At 30.5% G+C, this 16,327-nt stretch carries 18 protein-coding genes; 15 read left to right on the top strand and 3 right to left on the bottom strand.

Annotation, left to right across the window (positions count from 1 at the left end; all coding sequences use genetic code 11):
• Position 1 precedes the first annotated feature (1 nt).
• The 12 genes from LOS86_RS03235 (at position 2) to LOS86_RS03290 (ending at position 10,264) form a co-directional block, all read left to right on the top strand.
• Positions 2-511 (top strand): Rieske (2Fe-2S) protein, encoded by a 510-nt coding sequence (locus tag LOS86_RS03235; protein ID WP_231843214.1) that lies wholly within the window; start codon positions 2-4, stop codon positions 509-511.
• Between the two features lie 18 nt (positions 512-529).
• Positions 530-775 (top strand): DUF6755 family protein, encoded by a 246-nt coding sequence (locus tag LOS86_RS03240; RefSeq protein WP_231843215.1) that lies wholly within the window; start codon positions 530-532, stop codon positions 773-775.
• Positions 776-988: 213 nt separating this feature from the next.
• Positions 989-2,779 carry a hypothetical protein gene (locus LOS86_RS03245; protein ID WP_231843216.1) on the top strand — a complete coding sequence of 597 codons (1,791 nt, stop codon included), beginning with the start codon at positions 989-991 and terminating at the stop codon, positions 2,777-2,779.
• Between the two features lie 203 nt (positions 2,780-2,982).
• Positions 2,983-3,465: a c-type cytochrome gene (locus tag LOS86_RS03250; RefSeq protein ID WP_231843217.1), complete on the top strand. Its 483-nt coding sequence runs from the start codon at positions 2,983-2,985 to the stop codon at positions 3,463-3,465.
• A 61-nt stretch (positions 3,466-3,526) separates the two neighbouring features.
• Entirely contained in the window at positions 3,527-5,512 is a 1,986-nt protein-coding gene (nosZ, locus tag LOS86_RS03255) for a Sec-dependent nitrous-oxide reductase (RefSeq protein WP_231843218.1), read from the top strand.
• A 160-nt stretch (positions 5,513-5,672) separates the two neighbouring features.
• The gene (locus tag LOS86_RS03260) at positions 5,673-6,257 is read left to right on the top strand and encodes a hypothetical protein (protein ID WP_231843219.1); all 585 of its coding nucleotides are present in this window, start codon (positions 5,673-5,675) and stop codon (positions 6,255-6,257) included.
• Positions 6,258-6,677, top strand: a complete 420-nt coding sequence (locus LOS86_RS03265) for a nitrous oxide reductase accessory protein NosL (RefSeq protein WP_231843220.1) — start codon at positions 6,258-6,260, stop codon at positions 6,675-6,677.
• Positions 6,678-6,683: 6 nt separating this feature from the next.
• The gene (nosD, locus tag LOS86_RS03270) at positions 6,684-7,916 is read left to right on the top strand and encodes a nitrous oxide reductase family maturation protein NosD (protein ID WP_231843221.1); all 1,233 of its coding nucleotides are present in this window, start codon (positions 6,684-6,686) and stop codon (positions 7,914-7,916) included.
• The gene (locus LOS86_RS03275; protein WP_231843222.1) at positions 7,913-8,635 is read left to right on the top strand and encodes an ABC transporter ATP-binding protein; all 723 of its coding nucleotides are present in this window, start codon (positions 7,913-7,915) and stop codon (positions 8,633-8,635) included. The genes nosD and LOS86_RS03275 overlap by 4 nt, the downstream gene beginning before the upstream one ends.
• Positions 8,619-9,386: an ABC transporter permease subunit gene (locus LOS86_RS03280; protein WP_231843223.1), complete on the top strand. Its 768-nt coding sequence runs from the start codon at positions 8,619-8,621 to the stop codon at positions 9,384-9,386. Before LOS86_RS03275 ends, LOS86_RS03280 begins: the two co-directional genes overlap by 17 nt.
• A 63-nt stretch (positions 9,387-9,449) precedes the next feature.
• Positions 9,450-9,821, top strand: coding sequence for a group III truncated hemoglobin (locus tag LOS86_RS03285; RefSeq protein WP_231843224.1), 372 nt, complete (start codon positions 9,450-9,452; stop codon positions 9,819-9,821).
• The gene (locus LOS86_RS03290) at positions 9,821-10,264 is read left to right on the top strand and encodes a CopD family protein (RefSeq protein ID WP_231843225.1); all 444 of its coding nucleotides are present in this window, start codon (positions 9,821-9,823) and stop codon (positions 10,262-10,264) included. The genes LOS86_RS03285 and LOS86_RS03290 overlap by 1 nt, the downstream gene beginning before the upstream one ends.
• A 98-nt stretch (positions 10,265-10,362) precedes the next feature.
• Here the strand turns inward: LOS86_RS03290 and LOS86_RS03295 are convergent, their stop codons facing one another.
• From LOS86_RS03295 to LOS86_RS03305, 3 genes are all read right to left on the bottom strand, one after another.
• Complete coding sequence (locus LOS86_RS03295; protein WP_231843226.1) at positions 10,363-10,917, bottom strand: fasciclin domain-containing protein; 555 nt, start codon at positions 10,915-10,917, stop codon at positions 10,363-10,365.
• Positions 10,918-10,997: 80 nt separating this feature from the next.
• A complete protein-coding gene (locus LOS86_RS03300) occupies positions 10,998-12,167 on the bottom strand; it encodes a hypothetical protein (protein WP_231843227.1) in 1,170 nt (389 codons plus the stop codon).
• A 47-nt stretch (positions 12,168-12,214) separates the two neighbouring features.
• Complete coding sequence (locus LOS86_RS03305) at positions 12,215-12,802, bottom strand: Crp/Fnr family transcriptional regulator (RefSeq protein ID WP_231843228.1); 588 nt, start codon at positions 12,800-12,802, stop codon at positions 12,215-12,217.
• Positions 12,803-12,923: 121 nt separating this feature from the next.
• On the opposite strand from LOS86_RS03305, the gene LOS86_RS03310 reads away from it, so the two are divergent.
• From LOS86_RS03310 to LOS86_RS03320, 3 genes are all read left to right on the top strand, one after another.
• Complete coding sequence (locus tag LOS86_RS03310; RefSeq protein ID WP_228063946.1) at positions 12,924-13,298, top strand: hypothetical protein; 375 nt, start codon at positions 12,924-12,926, stop codon at positions 13,296-13,298.
• A 117-nt stretch (positions 13,299-13,415) separates the two neighbouring features.
• A complete protein-coding gene (locus tag LOS86_RS03315) occupies positions 13,416-14,261 on the top strand; it encodes a hypothetical protein (protein ID WP_231843229.1) in 846 nt (281 codons plus the stop codon).
• Positions 14,262-14,322: 61 nt separating this feature from the next.
• Positions 14,323-16,308: a TonB-dependent receptor plug domain-containing protein gene (locus tag LOS86_RS03320; RefSeq protein ID WP_231843230.1), complete on the top strand. Its 1,986-nt coding sequence runs from the start codon at positions 14,323-14,325 to the stop codon at positions 16,306-16,308.
• Positions 16,309-16,327 lie beyond the last annotated feature (19 nt).

The raw sequence follows: 16,327 nt of genomic DNA on the forward strand, positions 1-16,327 counted from the left end.
CATGTCAAAAGAAAATAATTTAGATAAAAATTGGAAAAAAGATTTTCCAATCCAAAAACAAGAAGCAGCTCAAGTTAGTAGAAGAGATTTTGCAAAGTTTTTAACTCTAGTATCAGGTGGATTAATGGTAGGTAGTGGTTTAGTTGCAGCAAAATCTTATTTATTACCTAAAGAGGAAGTAGAAGGAGAACATTTTGTTTGTGATATAAAAGATATCCCTGTTGGCGGAACAAAAGCATTTTTAATTAAAGGAAGTACTATTCCTTATATTTTAATCCATTTAGAGGATGGTAGTTTTACTGCATATGAACAAAAATGTACACATTTATCATGTGCGGTTTATTATAAACCTGGTTCTGGTCAAATAATTTGTCCGTGTCATGAAGGTCACTTTGATGCTAAAACAGGTGATGTTTTAGCAGGACCACCTCCAAGACCCTTACCACGTTTAGATGTGTTAGTAAAAGAACAAGCTATCTTTGTAAAAGCTCATGAAAATTCAATTGGTTAATCTTAATAAATAAAGCCCATGAGTACTTTTAGACAAGGACAGAATAGTGCCAATACAAGAAAACTAAATGCTGTATTATCTACCATAATTTTTATATTAATACTTAATGTTACTATTCAAATTTGGTTATTATACGCTGCATTAAATAATGCTTTAGATAATAACAAAGAGATTTTAATTCCAGCTTTTATTGCATCGGCTATATTATTTGCAATTGGAGTAGGTTTACTCTATTATCTCCCTATTGGCAATAACAAAAAATAATATCTTACTTTTTTTAATTTAAAAACTTTTGAAAATTCTGTATTCAAAAGTTTTTTTTATTTTAAATTATTGATTTGTAGTTAATAAATAAAAAGTAAGGTTTTGAGAACTATGATTTTAATCATGTTTTAATCGTTTTAATTGTGTTTCATTTGTCACTATTTATTTTGCTAAGAGAATAAGTAGAACGCAAAAATTAACCAAGAAAACAATATGACTTTACAAAAAAACGTACACACTTTTCACATTCCTGTTATGGGATTGGCTTTCACTATTGATAGTCCAGTGCGAGTGGCACAATACGGAATTGATTCTGTAATCTCTATCATGGATGACGATTTGATTGAAAAAATGACCGCTTTTTATGCCGAAAAATTCAAGCAACCGTATGAAGAAATTTCGCAAAAAGTAGAAGATTTTAGAGCCAAAAGAATTACCAATTATTTGAATTTACTCGATACAGTTGTCACTCAAAAATTCGAAAGTTTCAAATCGGAATTGATTGAAAAAAGAACGCAATTAGAAGATTTTATCGCCATTTTGCCAACAACTTCCGAATTAAAAATCAAATTAGAACATTTAATCGAATCAGGAAAAAACAATATAATGGAATTGAAAACGATTCTTGACCATCATTTTGCACCAGGTAGTATCGATGTGAATATCATGACAAAACTTGATAAAGATAATTTTAGTGATGAAGAACAATTGCCCGTAATTTATAACGATGCGCATGCAGCTTTAAGAGGTTTTGTAAACAGTACCACAAATTCATCGGTAGTTTTTTCTGCTGGAATGAATCCGAGATTGTACAGTTATATGGAAAATTTTGATGCTTTTTATCCCAATGCAAACGGACAATTTCAGAAGAAAATCATTTTGAAAGTGAGTGATTTCCGTTCAGCAATGATTCAAGGAAATTTTCTTGCTAAGAAAGGACTTTGGGTTTCTGAATATCGTATAGAATCAGGTTTAAATTGTGGAGGTCACGCTTTTGCTACTGATGGGTTTTTATTAGGTCCAATTTTGGAAGAATTCAAAAACAAAAAAGACGAGTTGATTCAATCGGCTTATTCGCTATTGACAAATGCTTTAGCTTCAAAAAATAAAATAGTTCCAAACGAACCTCCTGTTTTAAAAATCACAGTGCAAGGTGGCGTAGGAACAGCAGAAGAGCATCAGTTTTTATTAGACCATTATCAAGTAGATGCTGTGGGTTGGGGTTCTCCGTTTCTTTTAGTTCCAGAAGCTACTTCAGTTGATGCGGAAACAAGAAAATTATTAGCTGATGCCAAAGAAAAAGATTTGTATTTGAGTAATATTTCTCCACTTGGAGTTCCGTTTAATACGATTAAAGGCATGACAAATGATTTCTTTAAAAGCCAACGCATCGCTTCAGGAAAAGCAGGAAGTTCGTGTCCTAAAAAATATTTAGCATTAAGCAAAGAATACAAGAAAGAAGGTACTTGTATCGCATCTAAAAAACATCAAGACAAGAAATTAGAAGAGTTAGAAGCAAAACGCAATAGCATTTCGTTCGAAGCTTACACCAAAGAATACAATTCAATCACAGAAAAATCATGTTTGTGTGTGGGATTATCCAATGCAAGTCACTTAGAATTAGGAATTCCAATTAAAGGTCAAGCGCAAGGAGTGGTTGTTTGTCCTGGTCCAAATATGGCTTATTTTTCAAGGGAATTTTCTTTAAAAGAGATGATTCAGCATATTTATGGCAAAAAAGAAATCGAAGATCATACCGATAGACCTAATATGTTAGTGAAAGAATTAGGTTTGTATGTTTCGTATTTGTCAACTCAAATAAATGAAGCTTTCGAGATAACTCCCCAACAAATCAAAAAATGGGAAACATTTAAAACGAATCTTTTAAATGGAATCGACTATTATAAATCGATTTTCCAAGAAAAGAACTCAAAAATTCAAAACGATATTACAGAATTAGAATTGCAACTAAACAAACTTGAATTCAATGTTGTTTCAGTTTAAGATATAATTATTTAATAATGAGGGTTATTTAATTTTTATAAGTAGGTTTTTTTTAAAAGGTTGTTTTCAGTTTTTGGAGACAACCTTTTTTATTCAACAATTGTTAAGAATAAAGATAAAAATATCTTTTTTATGATTGTAATCATACTTTTAAAGCGCTCAATTTCAGAAATTTGTAGTAATAATTTTAATATTAAAATATCATGAACAAATCAATTTTACTTGTTTTATCTCTTGCTTTAGCTATAGCATGTGGTAAAAAAGAAGCATCTGCTGAGGATAATTATCAACCTGGTGGAGGTGAAGCAACAACAGAGGCTGCCGCTGATCCGGCTTCGTATGATCCAAAACGTGGTGAAGGAAAATACGACACTGTTGAATTAGGTGCAACATTAGACCAAGCAATGGCTACTAAAGGGGAAGAAGTTGCAGGTGTAAAATGTACATCGTGTCATAAAATGACAGATGAAAAATTAGTAGGGCCAGGATGGAAAGGCGTAACTGAAAGAAGAACACCTCAATGGATTATGAACTTCATTACTAATCCAGATCCAATGATTGATAAAGATCCAGAAGTACAAGCACAACTTGAAATTTGTTTGGTTCGTATGCCTAACCAAGGTGTTTCTGATGATGAAGCCAGAGGGATTTTAGAGTATATGCGTAAAAATGACGGTGTAAAATAAACGTAAAAAGGTATTGTATTAAGTGAAAGTGATACGATACCTTAATTTAACTACATATATCATGAAAAATAAATTTGTAAAAGCAATTTTAGTAATTGTATTAGGAAGTGCACTTTTTACTTCTTGTAAACCCAAAAATTCAGGAGATGCTGTTAGTGGTGATGCCGCTCAACGAGTATACGTTGCTCCTGGTAAATACGATGAATTTTATAATTTCGTTTCAGGGGGATTTAGTGGTCAAATGAGTGTTTATGGTCTGCCAAGTGGTAGAATGTTAAAAGTAGTTCCTATTTTTTCTCAAGACCCTGAAAGTGGATGGGGCTTTAGTGAAGAAACTAAACCTATGTTAAATACTTCAGAAGGTTTTATTCCTTGGGATGATCAACATCACTTAGAGTTATCACAAACCAACGGAGAAGTTGATGGTAGATGGATATTTGCTAATGCAAACAACACACCACGTATTGCAAGAGTTGATTTAAAACGTTTTAAAACTGCAGAAATTATTGAGTTGCCAAACTCTGCGGGTAACCACTCATCACCTTTTATTACTGAAAATACAGAATATGTAGTTGCAGGAACTCGTTTTGGTGTACCTGGTGATTACGAAAATGGTGATGTTCCAATCAATACTTATAAAGAAAATTTTAAAGGACATATTAGTTTTATTAAAGTGGATAAAGAATCAGGTAAAATGGATTTATCTTTTCAATTACGATTACCTGGTGTAAATTTTGACCTTTCTCATGCTGGAAAAGGAAAATCTCATGGATGGTTTTTCTTCACTTGTTACAATTCTGAACAAGCTAATACACTTTTAGAAGTTAATGCTTCTCAAAGAGATAAAGACTTTATTATGGCAGTAAACTGGAAAAAAGCTGAAGAGTATATAAAAGCTGGTAAAGGGAAAATAGAAAAAACAAAATATGCCCATAATACTTGGAATGACGAAACACATACTGGGACTTCTGTAATTAAAGATGAGGTTTTAGTTTTAGACGCTATGGCAATGAAAGATATTTGCTATTTAATGCCTTGTCCAAAATCTCCACATGGTTGTGATGTTGATCCAACTGGAGAATATATCGTAGGTTCAGGTAAATTAGCAGCTTTAATACCTGTATTTAGCTTTGATAAAATGATAAATGCTATTGGCAAAAAAGATTATGAAGGTGATTATGAAGGTATTCCTGTATTAAAATACAACTCAGTACTTCATGGAGAGGTTCAAAAACCAGGTTTAGGACCATTACATACTGAATTTGATGGAAAAGGAAACGCATACACTACTTTCTTTGTGTCTTCTGAAGTAGTTAAATGGGATATTAAAACATTAAAAGTGTTAGATAGAGTACCAACTTATTATTCTGTAGGTCACTTATGTATTCCTGGTGGCGACTCTAAAAAACCTTTTGGAAAATATCTGATTGCTTACAATAAAATTACAAAAGATAGATATTTACCTACAGGGCCAGAGTTAACGCAATCTGCTCAATTATATGATATTAGCGGAGATAAAATGCAATTATTGTTAGATTTTCCAACTATTGGTGAGCCTCACTATGCACAAGCAGCTCCTGCTGATTTGATTCGAAATAACGGACAATTGAAAATTTACGATATTAAGAAAAATAATCACCCAAGAGTAGCTAAAGGTGAAAAAGAAACAAAAGTGGTAAGAGAAGGTAACAAAGTACATGTTTATATGACAATGGTACGTTCACACTTTTCTCCAGATAATATTGAAGGAATTAAAGTTGGAGATGATGTTTATTTCCACATTACAAACCTTGAACAAGATTGGGATGTACCTCATGGATTCTCAATTAGAAGAGCACAAACCGCTGAATTACTAATTATGCCTGGCGAAACCTCTACCTTGAATTGGAAACCTACAAAAGTTGGTATTGTTCCATTTTATTGTACAGATTTCTGTAGTGCATTACACCAAGAAATGTCAGGATACATCAGAGTTTCTCCTGCAGGAAGTAATGTTCCTCTTAGTTATAGCTTAGGTACAAATTTACCAGCTTCTTCAACAAAATAATTTTTTAGGGAGCAGAAATGCTCCCTAATTTTTCTTCCAATAAAACAAAAATCTTCACTTAAAACTATAATTAAAAATCATTATTGTTTTTCTTTTAGTAAGAAAAACTTACGATAATTTATTTAAAACAATATATGATTTTAACATAAAAATAAAAATCATGAAAGAAAATAATTTAACAATACTTTCTAAAGTTTTGTTAGTAATAGTAGGATTATTATTTATTGGCTCTTTATTTGTACCAATGTGGAGAATTGAATTAGATGCTCCACAATATCCAGAGGGATTAATGTTACAACTTCATGCAAATAAAATTGGCGGTGATGTTGATATTATAAATGGATTAAATCACTACATCGGTATGGCAACTTTACATACGGAGAACTTTTTTGAATTTACGATTCTTCCTTATGTTTTTGGGACTTTTGCATTTATTTCACTAATTTTAGTATTCATTAATAATAGAAAAGCTGTTTTTGGCTTTCTTATAACTTTTGTTCTTTTTGTAATTCTTTCTGGAATTGATTTTTATAGATGGAATTATGAATACGGACACAATCTTGATCCTAATGCAGCAATAAAAGTGCCGGGTATGGCTTATCAACCTCCATTAATTGGTTACAAACAATTATTAAACTTTGGAGCTTATTCAATTCCAGATATAGGTGGATGGATGCTTACAGGCGCTGGAATTTTATTATTTGTTGTAGTTTTAAAAGAATTTAAATTTAAAAAATCAATATAAATGAAACGACTATCTTATATTTTAATCTTGTTAGTATCAATTTCTTGTGCAACAAAAGAAGCTGATCCAATTAAACTTAATTCTGACGGATGTGATTTTTGTAAAATGAAAATTGCAGATGGTAAATTTGGAGCAGAATTAATCACAACAAAGGGTAGAATATATAAATTTGATGATATGCATTGTATGATTAATTATCATAAAGAAAATCTAACAACAAATATTCAATCATTTTACATACATGATTTTAATCAAAATAATGTTTTAATTCCTGCCGAAAATGCCTTTTACGTAAAAGGAGGAGAAATTAGCAGTCCAATGCGTGGCAATATAATTGCAGTTAAAACCGAGGAGGAAGCAAAAAAAATAGCATCAAAATATAATGCAAATCCAATTTCTTGGAGCGAAATAATTAAATAAAATCAAATGAAATATTTCTTAATTATATTACTTTTTTTTTCACTCTCACTTAAAGCAACCACTATACATGTAGGTAAAAAGCATGAGATTAAGTCTGTTAAGAAAGGAATTGCTTTAGCAAAAAATGGAGATACTCTTATTGTACATGGTGGATTGTATAAAGAAGGTAATATAAAAATTGATAAAAAAATTGTCTTTTTAGGAAAAGGTTTGCCGGTTTTAGATGGGGAAAAAAAACATGAAGTTTTATCAATACACGCAGATAGTGTAGTGGTTGATGGATTCAAAATAGTAAGATGTGCTTACGCAACTATTACAGATCCTTGTGGTATTAAAGTTTATAATAGAAGTCACGTTTTAATTCAAAATAATGTTTTAGATGATAATTTTTTTGGGATATATCTTCAAAATTCTCAAAATTGTACTATTAAAAATAATACACTAAAAGCTTATGGAAAACAAGAGCAACAGCTTGGAAATGGAATTCATTGTTGGAAATCAAATAATATTTTAATAATTGCAAATCGTATTGATGGTCATAGAGATGGGATTTATTTTGAATTTGTATATGATTCATTAATTTGGAGAAATATTAGCACAAATAATGTCAGATATGGATTGCATTTTATGTTTTCACACAGCGATACATATATTACTAATATTTTTAGAAATAACGGTGCTGGAGTTGCAGTAATGTATACTAAAGATGTTAAAATGTTTAATAACACTTTTGATGAAAATTGGGGAGCTTCAGCTTATGGATTGCTTTTAAAAGATATAACGGATAGTTATATATTTAACAATAGATTTAACTCAAATACTTCAGCTATTTACGTTGAAGGTAGTAGCCGAAATAAAATAGAGAAAAATCAATTTAACGCTAATGGATGGGCTATGCAAATTCAAGCAAGTAGCATGGATAACGAAGTTGTAAACAATAATTTCATTGGTAATACTTTTGATATGGGAACCAACGGAAGTTTAGTGTTGAATACTTTTAATTCAAATTATTGGGATAAATATGAAGGCTATGATTTGAATAAAGATGAAATTGGTGATGTACCATATCATCCTTTGAGTTTATTTGCTGTTCTGATTGAAAATAATCCTTCAACTATGCTTTTATTTAGAAGTTTTATGATTACACTTTTAGATAAATCTGAAAAAGTATTACCAAGTATAACTCCTGATAATTTTATAGACAATAAGCCACAAATGAAACCATTACCATTATTATGATTGAAATAAAAAATATATCTAAAAAATTTGGAAAACTGGAAGTCCTTAAGAATGTTTCTGTTTCCTGTAATTCTGGTCAATGTATTGCTTTAATTGGACCTAATGGTTGTGGAAAAACAACTTTGATAAAGTCGATTTTAGGTATGGTGATTCCTGATGCTGGAAGTATGGAATTTAATAAAAAATCGATTTTTGGTGATTATCTGTACAGAGAAAAAATTGGATACATGCCACAAATTGGTCGCTATCCAGATACAATGACTATTGGTGAAATTATCGAAATGGTTAAGAAAATTCGAAATTCAAAAGACAATTTAGATGAAGATTTGTTTAGAGATTTTGAAATTGAGAAAATGTTAAATAAGCAAATGCGAACACTATCTGGTGGAACTACTCAAAAAATCAGTGCAGTTTTAGCTTTTTTATTTAATCCAGATGTTTTAATATTAGATGAACCTACAGCTGGTTTAGATCCTCTTGCATCTGAATTATTAAAAGAGAAAATTATTAAAGAAAAAGAAAAAGGCAAATTAATTATTATTACATCACATTTACTAAGTGAATTAGATGATTTGATTTCTGAAATTATTTTTATGCAAGAAGGTAAAATATTCTTTCATAAAAATATAGATGAATTAAGAGATGAAACACAAGAAGATAAAATTTCAAAAGCCATTGCTAAAATTTTAAGAGCCAATTCAAATGAACAGAATAATTAAAATTATACTATCCGATATTTTAAAAAATAAAATTGTATTAGTTTACACATTTATTTTAGCCGTTTTATCTTGGAGTTCTTTTGGAATGGAAGATAATACAGCAAAAGGAATGCTAACAATTTTGAATGTTATTTTATTTACAGTTCCATTAGTTTCAATTTTGTTTGCAACAATTTACATTTATAATAGTTCTGAATTTATTGAACTTTTAATAAGTCAACCTATTAGAAGAAGTAAAATTTGGATAAGTTTATTTATTAGTTTATCACTCTCGCTTATTATTTCTTTTTTAATTGGATCTGGAATTCCATTACTCATCAATGCACCTAATTTGAATGGTATAATGATGTTGCTAATAGGTGTTTTAATCACTGCTATTTTTGTTTCTTTAGCGTTTCTTAGTGCTATTTTTAATAGAGATAAAGCCAGAGGAATTGGTGCTTCAATAGTTATTTGGCTCTTTTTTGCATTAATTTTTGATGGATTGATATTGTTTTTATTGTTTCAATTCTCAGATTATCCTATAGAAAAACCAATGATTTTTGTAACTTCTCTAAGTCCAATTGATTTAGCAAGAATCCAAATGTTATTACATTTAGATGCTTCTGCAATGATGGGATATACAGGTGCTTTATTTAAAGAATATTTTGGTAATGGAACAGGAATAGCTATTTCATTATTATTGCTAATTCTATGGGTAATTGTTCCTTTTGTATTATCGCTTAAAAAATTTAAAACTAAAGATTTGTAAAATATATGGTTTATAAATTTAGATTTTATAGTTAAATAATTTATTTTTTTTAACTGATCCAATATGAAAACAGATATTAGAAATAGAAAAGATATTGAAAAATTAGTCAATGCATTCTATGATAAAGTAAAAAAAGATGACACTATTGGATATTTATTCAATGATGTAGCAAAAGTAAATTGGGAATTACATTTGCCTATAATGTATGATTTTTGGGAGAATATTCTTTTTTACTCTGGAAATTATAGTGGAAGTCCTATGGTGGTTCACAAAGAGTTACATCAAAAAAGCACTATGAATCAACAACATTTTCAGCATTGGAATAATTTATTTAGTGAAACAGTAGATAAGCTTTTTATAGGTATAAAAGCCAATGAAATTAAAGAAAGAGCTTCAAATATTGCCCAGGTAATTATGTACAAAACACTATCATAATGTATCATCAAATAATTTTAATAATTCACTTATTAGCGGCTACAATTTGGGTTGGGGGACATTTAATATTACTTTTAAGATATGTTCCAAAAGCTTTGAAAAATAAATCATTAGATGACATAACATTTTTTAGAAAAAATTTTGAATCTGTTGGAATTCCTTCATTATTAATTTTATTTGTAACAGGAATATTGTTAGCCTACGATTATGGAATTTCATTTGACAAATGGTTTAATTTTCAAAATTCAATAGAAAAAATAATAAGTTTAAAAATAGCACTCTTTTTTTGCACAATACTCTTAGCTTTTACAGCGGTTAAGTTTTTATTTCCAAAACTACAAAACCAACCATCATATTTACTCTATTTATTCATCTCGTTAGTAACTATTATTGCAGTTATAATGTTAATTTTAGGAAGTTTAATTCGAATAGGAGGAATATAATTTAGTTTAACCATCGCTAAAACAAAAAGCGTGAATTGATTCAATTCACGCTTTTTAACCTAATTATAAGAAAAGCAAAGTTGAATTAATAATTATTTCTATTTTGGTAAAAGTACGTCGCCAATTACGTGAATTATTCCGTTGCCAGTTTCAATTGTAGCAACTATTTCAGAACCATTGATATACGTTTTGTCATCTTTTTTAGTGATTTTTACTTTTCCGCCATAAACCATGTCAAACTCTTGACCATCTTGCATGTATTCTACTTTTAAGACACCTACATAGGTATGATATCCTAAAATATTTTCTAAATCACCCTTCTTTTCAGGTTTTAACAAGCCTTCTACTGTTCCAGCAGGTAACTTGTCAAATGCAGCATTTGTTGGTGCAAATACAGTAAATGGTCCAGCATTACTTAATGATGTTACTAAACCAGCCGCTTTAACAGCAGTAACTAAAGTAGTGTGGTCTTTACTTCCTACAGCTGTTTGCACAATATTTGGAACTGAAGTTTCATCAACCACATTCTCTTGTCCACCAGCTGGTACTTCTGTAGATTCTGATGCTGGTTCTGAAGCTGTTTCTTCGCCTTGTTTACACCCAAAAGTGATCAGTAAACTGGCTAACAATAAAGTTTTAATGGAATTTTTCATAATTTGAATAATTTATACACACAAAGTACTTGATTATCTGAAAATTATTTTATGCGTAGAATCATAAAAAAAATACTTTTTTATTCCTTTTTTGTAAAAAAAGTTGTCCATAAAATACTTGCGAAAAGAAGTATAGCAATTCCAAACAAAGCTTCATTAATTTTAGGAATTAAAGTATAATTTAATGATGCGATTCCTTGAATTCCTAATACCACTTCATTAAGTACAACTCCAATGCTAAATACAATTAATCCTAAGATGGTTTTTTTATTTACAACAATAAAATTATTTACATAAATGTAAAACAACAGAAAAAGTGAAATAATAGCTAATAATATCAAGTGTAAGTAAGCAATCACAATCGGTCTAAAACCAAATGCTAATTTGCTAATTGCAGGAACGGTGGAACCCAATTGTAATAAGAACTTCGCACTCAAAGCAAAACTGATGAATAAAATCATATATTTTAAGTAATTTGGAAGAGTAACGAAGATGGATTTGTTTTCTTTAAAAATAGTTTTGAATAATAAATACCAAACAACTACTTGAACAATTGCCGAAATAGCCGTTAAAACATAAATTAGTAGCGGTAAATCTAACCAAAGAGTTGATAGAAAATACCCTGCAATACAAGACCAAAATAGCAATACAAATGATTGTGAATAAATGCGATTTGAGTTTGATGTTATTTTTAAATAATCCAACAACAATCCCATACAAGCAAAGAAAAACCAACCATTGTATTGAAAATGCAAATAGTAGTAAATGGAAGCCAAATATTCATTTTGATGGATGTTTTTTGTTGCCATCATATAAGCTAAAGCAAAAGTTCCTAAAGACGAAATCACATTAAAAAATAATGCAGCTTTGAACCATTTTGTTGCTACAGAAGAAGTTTCAAGTTGTTTGCAATCTTTAAAGAAAACATAAGCAAACCAATAAGAAACAAAAATAGAAAGGGTTGAAAAAGTAATCGAAATTGCACCATAACCTTGCATAATAAAGGAAATCAGCATTACATAAGAGCAAATTAAATTTCCAATTAAAATAAGATTATATTTCTTAAATGTTATTTTGTGAAGCGTGTTGTGTTTTTGTAAAAAGGCAATTAGTAACGTCATTAAAGTATGCGTAACCCAACCAGCGAAAGCAAAATGAGAGTGCGAATGTTGTACACTTTTTTGATCGAGTAGCGGAAATTCAAACAGAATTTTATAACGCATTAAAAGTCCTAATAATGCAACAAGCATCAGATTAAAAATCGAAAACCGAATCCAAAAAGTTGTTTTAAACGACATCAGTAATATAATTTGTGATTAATAATTTCCACTTTATTCGTTTTACTTAATCTTGAAAGCTCTCTAATCACCGTTTCCACACGTAATCCTGTAAAGTTGGCAATTTCTTGTCTTGTAAATTCCACTAATTCTTTTTTAGAACAATCGGGGTTTTTGTGTGCATTTAGAAAAGCTAAAATTCTAAACTCTGGTTTTTGGTTTACAATGTCTTTAGTGGTTTTGGCTTTGGTGTGAATTCGAGTTGCCATTAAATTCAAGAATTGTTTTTGAATAAAGGGATATTCCTCTAAAATCTTTAAAAACTTCTCTTTTGAAATTTTTATAATCTTGGAATCTTTGAAAACTACTGCTGTAGAAGGATATACTTCATCAATAAATAAAGGAGGTTCTCCAAAACTCTGACCATTTTTAAAATAGCCTTGGGTAAACTCTTTTCCTTCATCATTTGAATTGTACATTCTTACGCAACCGTCAATAATTTGATAATAAAAATTCGCTGATTCCTCTTCATGAAAAATAATTTCATTTTTCTTGTACTCCTTGGCAATAGCGCCCCAAGTAAATAATAAATCTAAATCAATCTGCATAAAGTAGTTGTGTTGAAGGCTTTAATTCTTTTAGATAAAGCACAAATTAATTTCAATAAAAGTAAAAAAAATATGACTGAAATCATACTAGACCTTAATTTATTTCTTGTAAATTTGTCCCATGAAACAATTACTAATCATATTAACCGCGCTAATGTTCCTGAAGCCAATACTCCCGGTTTTAGAGTATGCCGTGAATTATGATTACATTGTAAACAACCTTTGTGAGAACAAATCTAAACCCGAATTAAAATGTAACGGAAAGTGTCACTTGGCAAAACAATTGGCAAAAGCTTCCGAAAGTAATTCTGAAAATTCTTCTGATAAAAAAATATCTTTCGAACATACTGAAATTGTATTTTTTCAGGAAATTCAACCTATAGAAATTAGACAAATTTATTTTTTAAATAAAACTTCTATTGGTAACAATTATTCTAACCTTTACTTTCACTTGAATGATTGTGCCTTTTTTCATCCACCCACATTTATTTCTTAATTAAATATTGGTTTTTGTTAGTTCATTTACTGAATTAACCCACTCAACTTATATCATAATTTCTCTGAAAAAATCACATTTCAGATGGAATTACAATCACTTTAATTAAAAAATATAATGAAAACTTCAATAAAATATATTGCAGCCATTTTTGCTATGGCTTTAACTTTTGTGTCTTGTTCAAACGATGATGAAATTACTGTAAATGAATTAGACGGAATTACTAAATTTAAAGAAATCACTAACGATACACATACGATTGAATTGTATTCTCACATGGGAAGTTTAGAACAAGGATACAATGAAATTAGTCTACGAATCAAAGAAAACGGAACCAACAATTATATAACAAATGCCCAAGTGAGTTGGATGCCTCTAATGCACATGACTTCAATGACGCATTCTTGTCCTAAATCAGAAGTGGAAAAAGTAACTGAAAATGGAACTTTATATGAAGGTTATATTATGTTTCAAATGGCGCAAAATGACACGGAATATTGGGACTTAAAAATAGATTATACCATTAATGGAATAGACTACACTGCTACAGATGTAATTGATTTACCAGCCTCTACTCATCGAAAAGTAAATACATTCACAGGTTCAGATGGTGTTAAGTATTTAGTGGCTTACATTGAGCCTCATCATCCAAAAGTAGCGCTTAACGATATGAAAGTTGGCGTTTGGAAAATGCAAAACATGATGACGTTCCCAGTTGTGGATGGTTACACTGTAAAAATCGACCCAAGAATGCCAAGTATGGGAAATCATACCTCTCCAAATAACGTTCATGCAACTCAAACGCTTGCTGGTGGATTATATGATGGGAAATTATCGTTAACCATGACAGGTTATTGGAAAATCAACTTACAATTAGCTGACGCAGAAGGAACTATCTTAAAAGGAGAAGAAATCACAGAAACAGTTACTGCTAGTAGTATTTTCTTCGAAATCGAATTTTAAATTTTACTTATAAAAAAGGTCGTTATGACATTATAATGACCTTTTTTAAAACTTTTATATCATGAAAAAATTAATAGTATTTTTTCTGTCACTTTCGTTTTGTTTTACTTTTAGTCAAGAAGCGGATTCTCTTAAAACCAAAGAACTCAAAGAAGTTTTGGTAGTAGGAACAAAAGCAGCTTTACACGAAAAACAAACCAAAACACTTGCTACTTTAGACGAATTTCTGCAAAAATCAACCAAAGTAGATTTAATCAAAAGAGGTGCTTATGCTTGGGAACCCATCATCAACGGAATGGCAACTGAACGAACCGTAGTTACCATCGACGGAATGCGAATCTTTGGTGCTTGTACCGATAAAATGGATCCTGTAACTTCCTATGTTGAAGTATCTAATTTGTCAGAAGCTACCATTTCTTCAGGGCAACAAGGCAGTTGTCATGGAAATACGATTGGTGGTTCTATCGATTTAAAAAGAAGCCAACGCCAATTTACTAATGCGGGTTGGGAATTCTTTGTTAACTCAGGTTATGAAACGAATAATCACCAAAAAATCATAGGCTCAGCCATCAATTATGCTGATAGTTTATTTTATGTGGATACCGATGTAATGTTTCGCGATGCCGAAAATTACAAAGCAGGAAATAACAAAGAAATTCAATTTTCACAGTTCAGAAAACTGAATCTTTCCGCCACTTCGGGTTACCGATTAGCTCCCAATAAAAACATTGAAGCTTCTGTAATTTTTGATAGAGCTACTGATGTTGGTTATCCTGCATTACCAATGGATGTTTCTTTGGCGGAAGCTTTGATTACTTCAGTAAAATTCAATTACAAACCAAGTTTTGATTCAATCGATAATTGGGAAACCAAACTCTATTTCAATACGATTACACACACCATGGACGACACCAAACGTCCTGATGTTCCTATTCACATGGATATGCCAGGTTGGAGCGATACCTATGGTTTTTATTCCAAAGTAAATAGGAAATACAAAAAACATCAATTTTTAGCCAATTTGAATTCGTTTTACAATCGTTCCGTTGCCGAAATGACAATGTATCCGTCTGATCCAAACGAAAACTTAATGTTTATGTACACTTGGCCTGATGTTCGTACGTTGTATGCTGGAATTTATTTGGAAGATAATTTCGAAATCAACTGTCATTCGAATTTGAAATTCACCACCAATTTAGGTTTTCATAATAACAATGTAGCGAGTGATTTCGGCTTACAAAGTTTACAGATTTTTTATCCTGAAATGGATGCTTCAAAATCTCGATTCCTAAAAAGTTTTTCCACTAATTATTTCTATAACAAAGACGGAATTTCGTATGGATTCGGAATGGGGTATGGCGAACGCGCTCCATCAGTTTCAGAAGGGTATGGGTTTTATTTGTACAACAGTTTTGATGGATTTGATTACATTGGGAACCCAAACTTAAAAAACGAAAAATCATTAGAAGGAAATGCCAATATTGGTTTCAAAAATGCGAAATGGCAAACCAAAATATCAGCATCGTATTTTCATATTTACGATTATATCATTGGAATTCCGGATGCTTCGGTAGCGCCTATGACTATTGGTGCCAATGGAATAAAAGTCTATACTGCTTTAGATTATGCGACTATTTTATCTTCCGATTTTACGGTAAGTTATCAATTATCAGATTTCTGGATTTGGAAAGGACAATTCGTCTATAACTTAGGAAAAGACAATGAGAATAACGGATTGCCTTTTATGAGTCCGTTTAATTACATGACTTCTTTAGGCTTTAGACCAGGAAAATTTAGCTCGGAATTACAACTAAAAGGAAATACTACACAAACTCAATACAATGCTTTTTATGGTGAAGACAAAACACCAGATTATGCGATTGTAAATGCCAATTTTGGATATAAATTTACTTTTGAGAAATCAAAAATGATGCTAAATATGGGTGTTGAAAACATGTTCGATGCCAATTATACTACTTATACCGATTGGAAAAATATTCCAAGAATGGGACGAAATATCTTTATTAATTTGATGTTTCAGTTTTAAAAATACTACAAATTAGAAG

Source organism: Flavobacterium cyclinae, assembly GCF_021172145.1.
Lineage (GTDB): Bacteria > Bacteroidota > Bacteroidia > Flavobacteriales > Flavobacteriaceae > Flavobacterium > Flavobacterium cyclinae.

Coding starts and splice junctions, on each gene's coding strand:
- LOS86_RS03235 (WP_231843214.1), top strand. CDS start 2: ATGTCAAAAGAAAATAATTTAGATAAAAATTGGAAAAAAGATTTTCCA.
- nosD (WP_231843221.1), top strand. CDS start 6,684: ATGAAATATTTCTTAATTATATTACTTTTTTTTTCACTCTCACTTAAA.
- LOS86_RS03280 (WP_231843223.1), top strand. CDS start 8,619: ATGAACAGAATAATTAAAATTATACTATCCGATATTTTAAAAAATAAA.
- LOS86_RS03260 (WP_231843219.1), top strand. CDS start 5,673: ATGAAAGAAAATAATTTAACAATACTTTCTAAAGTTTTGTTAGTAATA.
- LOS86_RS03285 (WP_231843224.1), top strand. CDS start 9,450: ATGAAAACAGATATTAGAAATAGAAAAGATATTGAAAAATTAGTCAAT.
- LOS86_RS03305 (WP_231843228.1), bottom strand. CDS start 12,802: ATGCAGATTGATTTAGATTTATTATTTACTTGGGGCGCTATTGCCAAG.
- LOS86_RS03245 (WP_231843216.1), top strand. CDS start 989: ATGACTTTACAAAAAAACGTACACACTTTTCACATTCCTGTTATGGGA.
- LOS86_RS03240 (WP_231843215.1), top strand. CDS start 530: ATGAGTACTTTTAGACAAGGACAGAATAGTGCCAATACAAGAAAACTA.
- LOS86_RS03275 (WP_231843222.1), top strand. CDS start 7,913: ATGATTGAAATAAAAAATATATCTAAAAAATTTGGAAAACTGGAAGTC.
- nosZ (WP_231843218.1), top strand. CDS start 3,527: ATGAAAAATAAATTTGTAAAAGCAATTTTAGTAATTGTATTAGGAAGT.
- LOS86_RS03320 (WP_231843230.1), top strand. CDS start 14,323: ATGAAAAAATTAATAGTATTTTTTCTGTCACTTTCGTTTTGTTTTACT.
- LOS86_RS03290 (WP_231843225.1), top strand. CDS start 9,821: ATGTATCATCAAATAATTTTAATAATTCACTTATTAGCGGCTACAATT.
- LOS86_RS03265 (WP_231843220.1), top strand. CDS start 6,258: ATGAAACGACTATCTTATATTTTAATCTTGTTAGTATCAATTTCTTGT.
- LOS86_RS03310 (WP_228063946.1), top strand. CDS start 12,924: ATGAAACAATTACTAATCATATTAACCGCGCTAATGTTCCTGAAGCCA.
- LOS86_RS03250 (WP_231843217.1), top strand. CDS start 2,983: ATGAACAAATCAATTTTACTTGTTTTATCTCTTGCTTTAGCTATAGCA.
- LOS86_RS03300 (WP_231843227.1), bottom strand. CDS start 12,167: ATGCTTGTTGCATTATTAGGACTTTTAATGCGTTATAAAATTCTGTTT.
- LOS86_RS03315 (WP_231843229.1), top strand. CDS start 13,416: ATGAAAACTTCAATAAAATATATTGCAGCCATTTTTGCTATGGCTTTA.
- LOS86_RS03295 (WP_231843226.1), bottom strand. CDS start 10,917: ATGAAAAATTCCATTAAAACTTTATTGTTAGCCAGTTTACTGATCACT.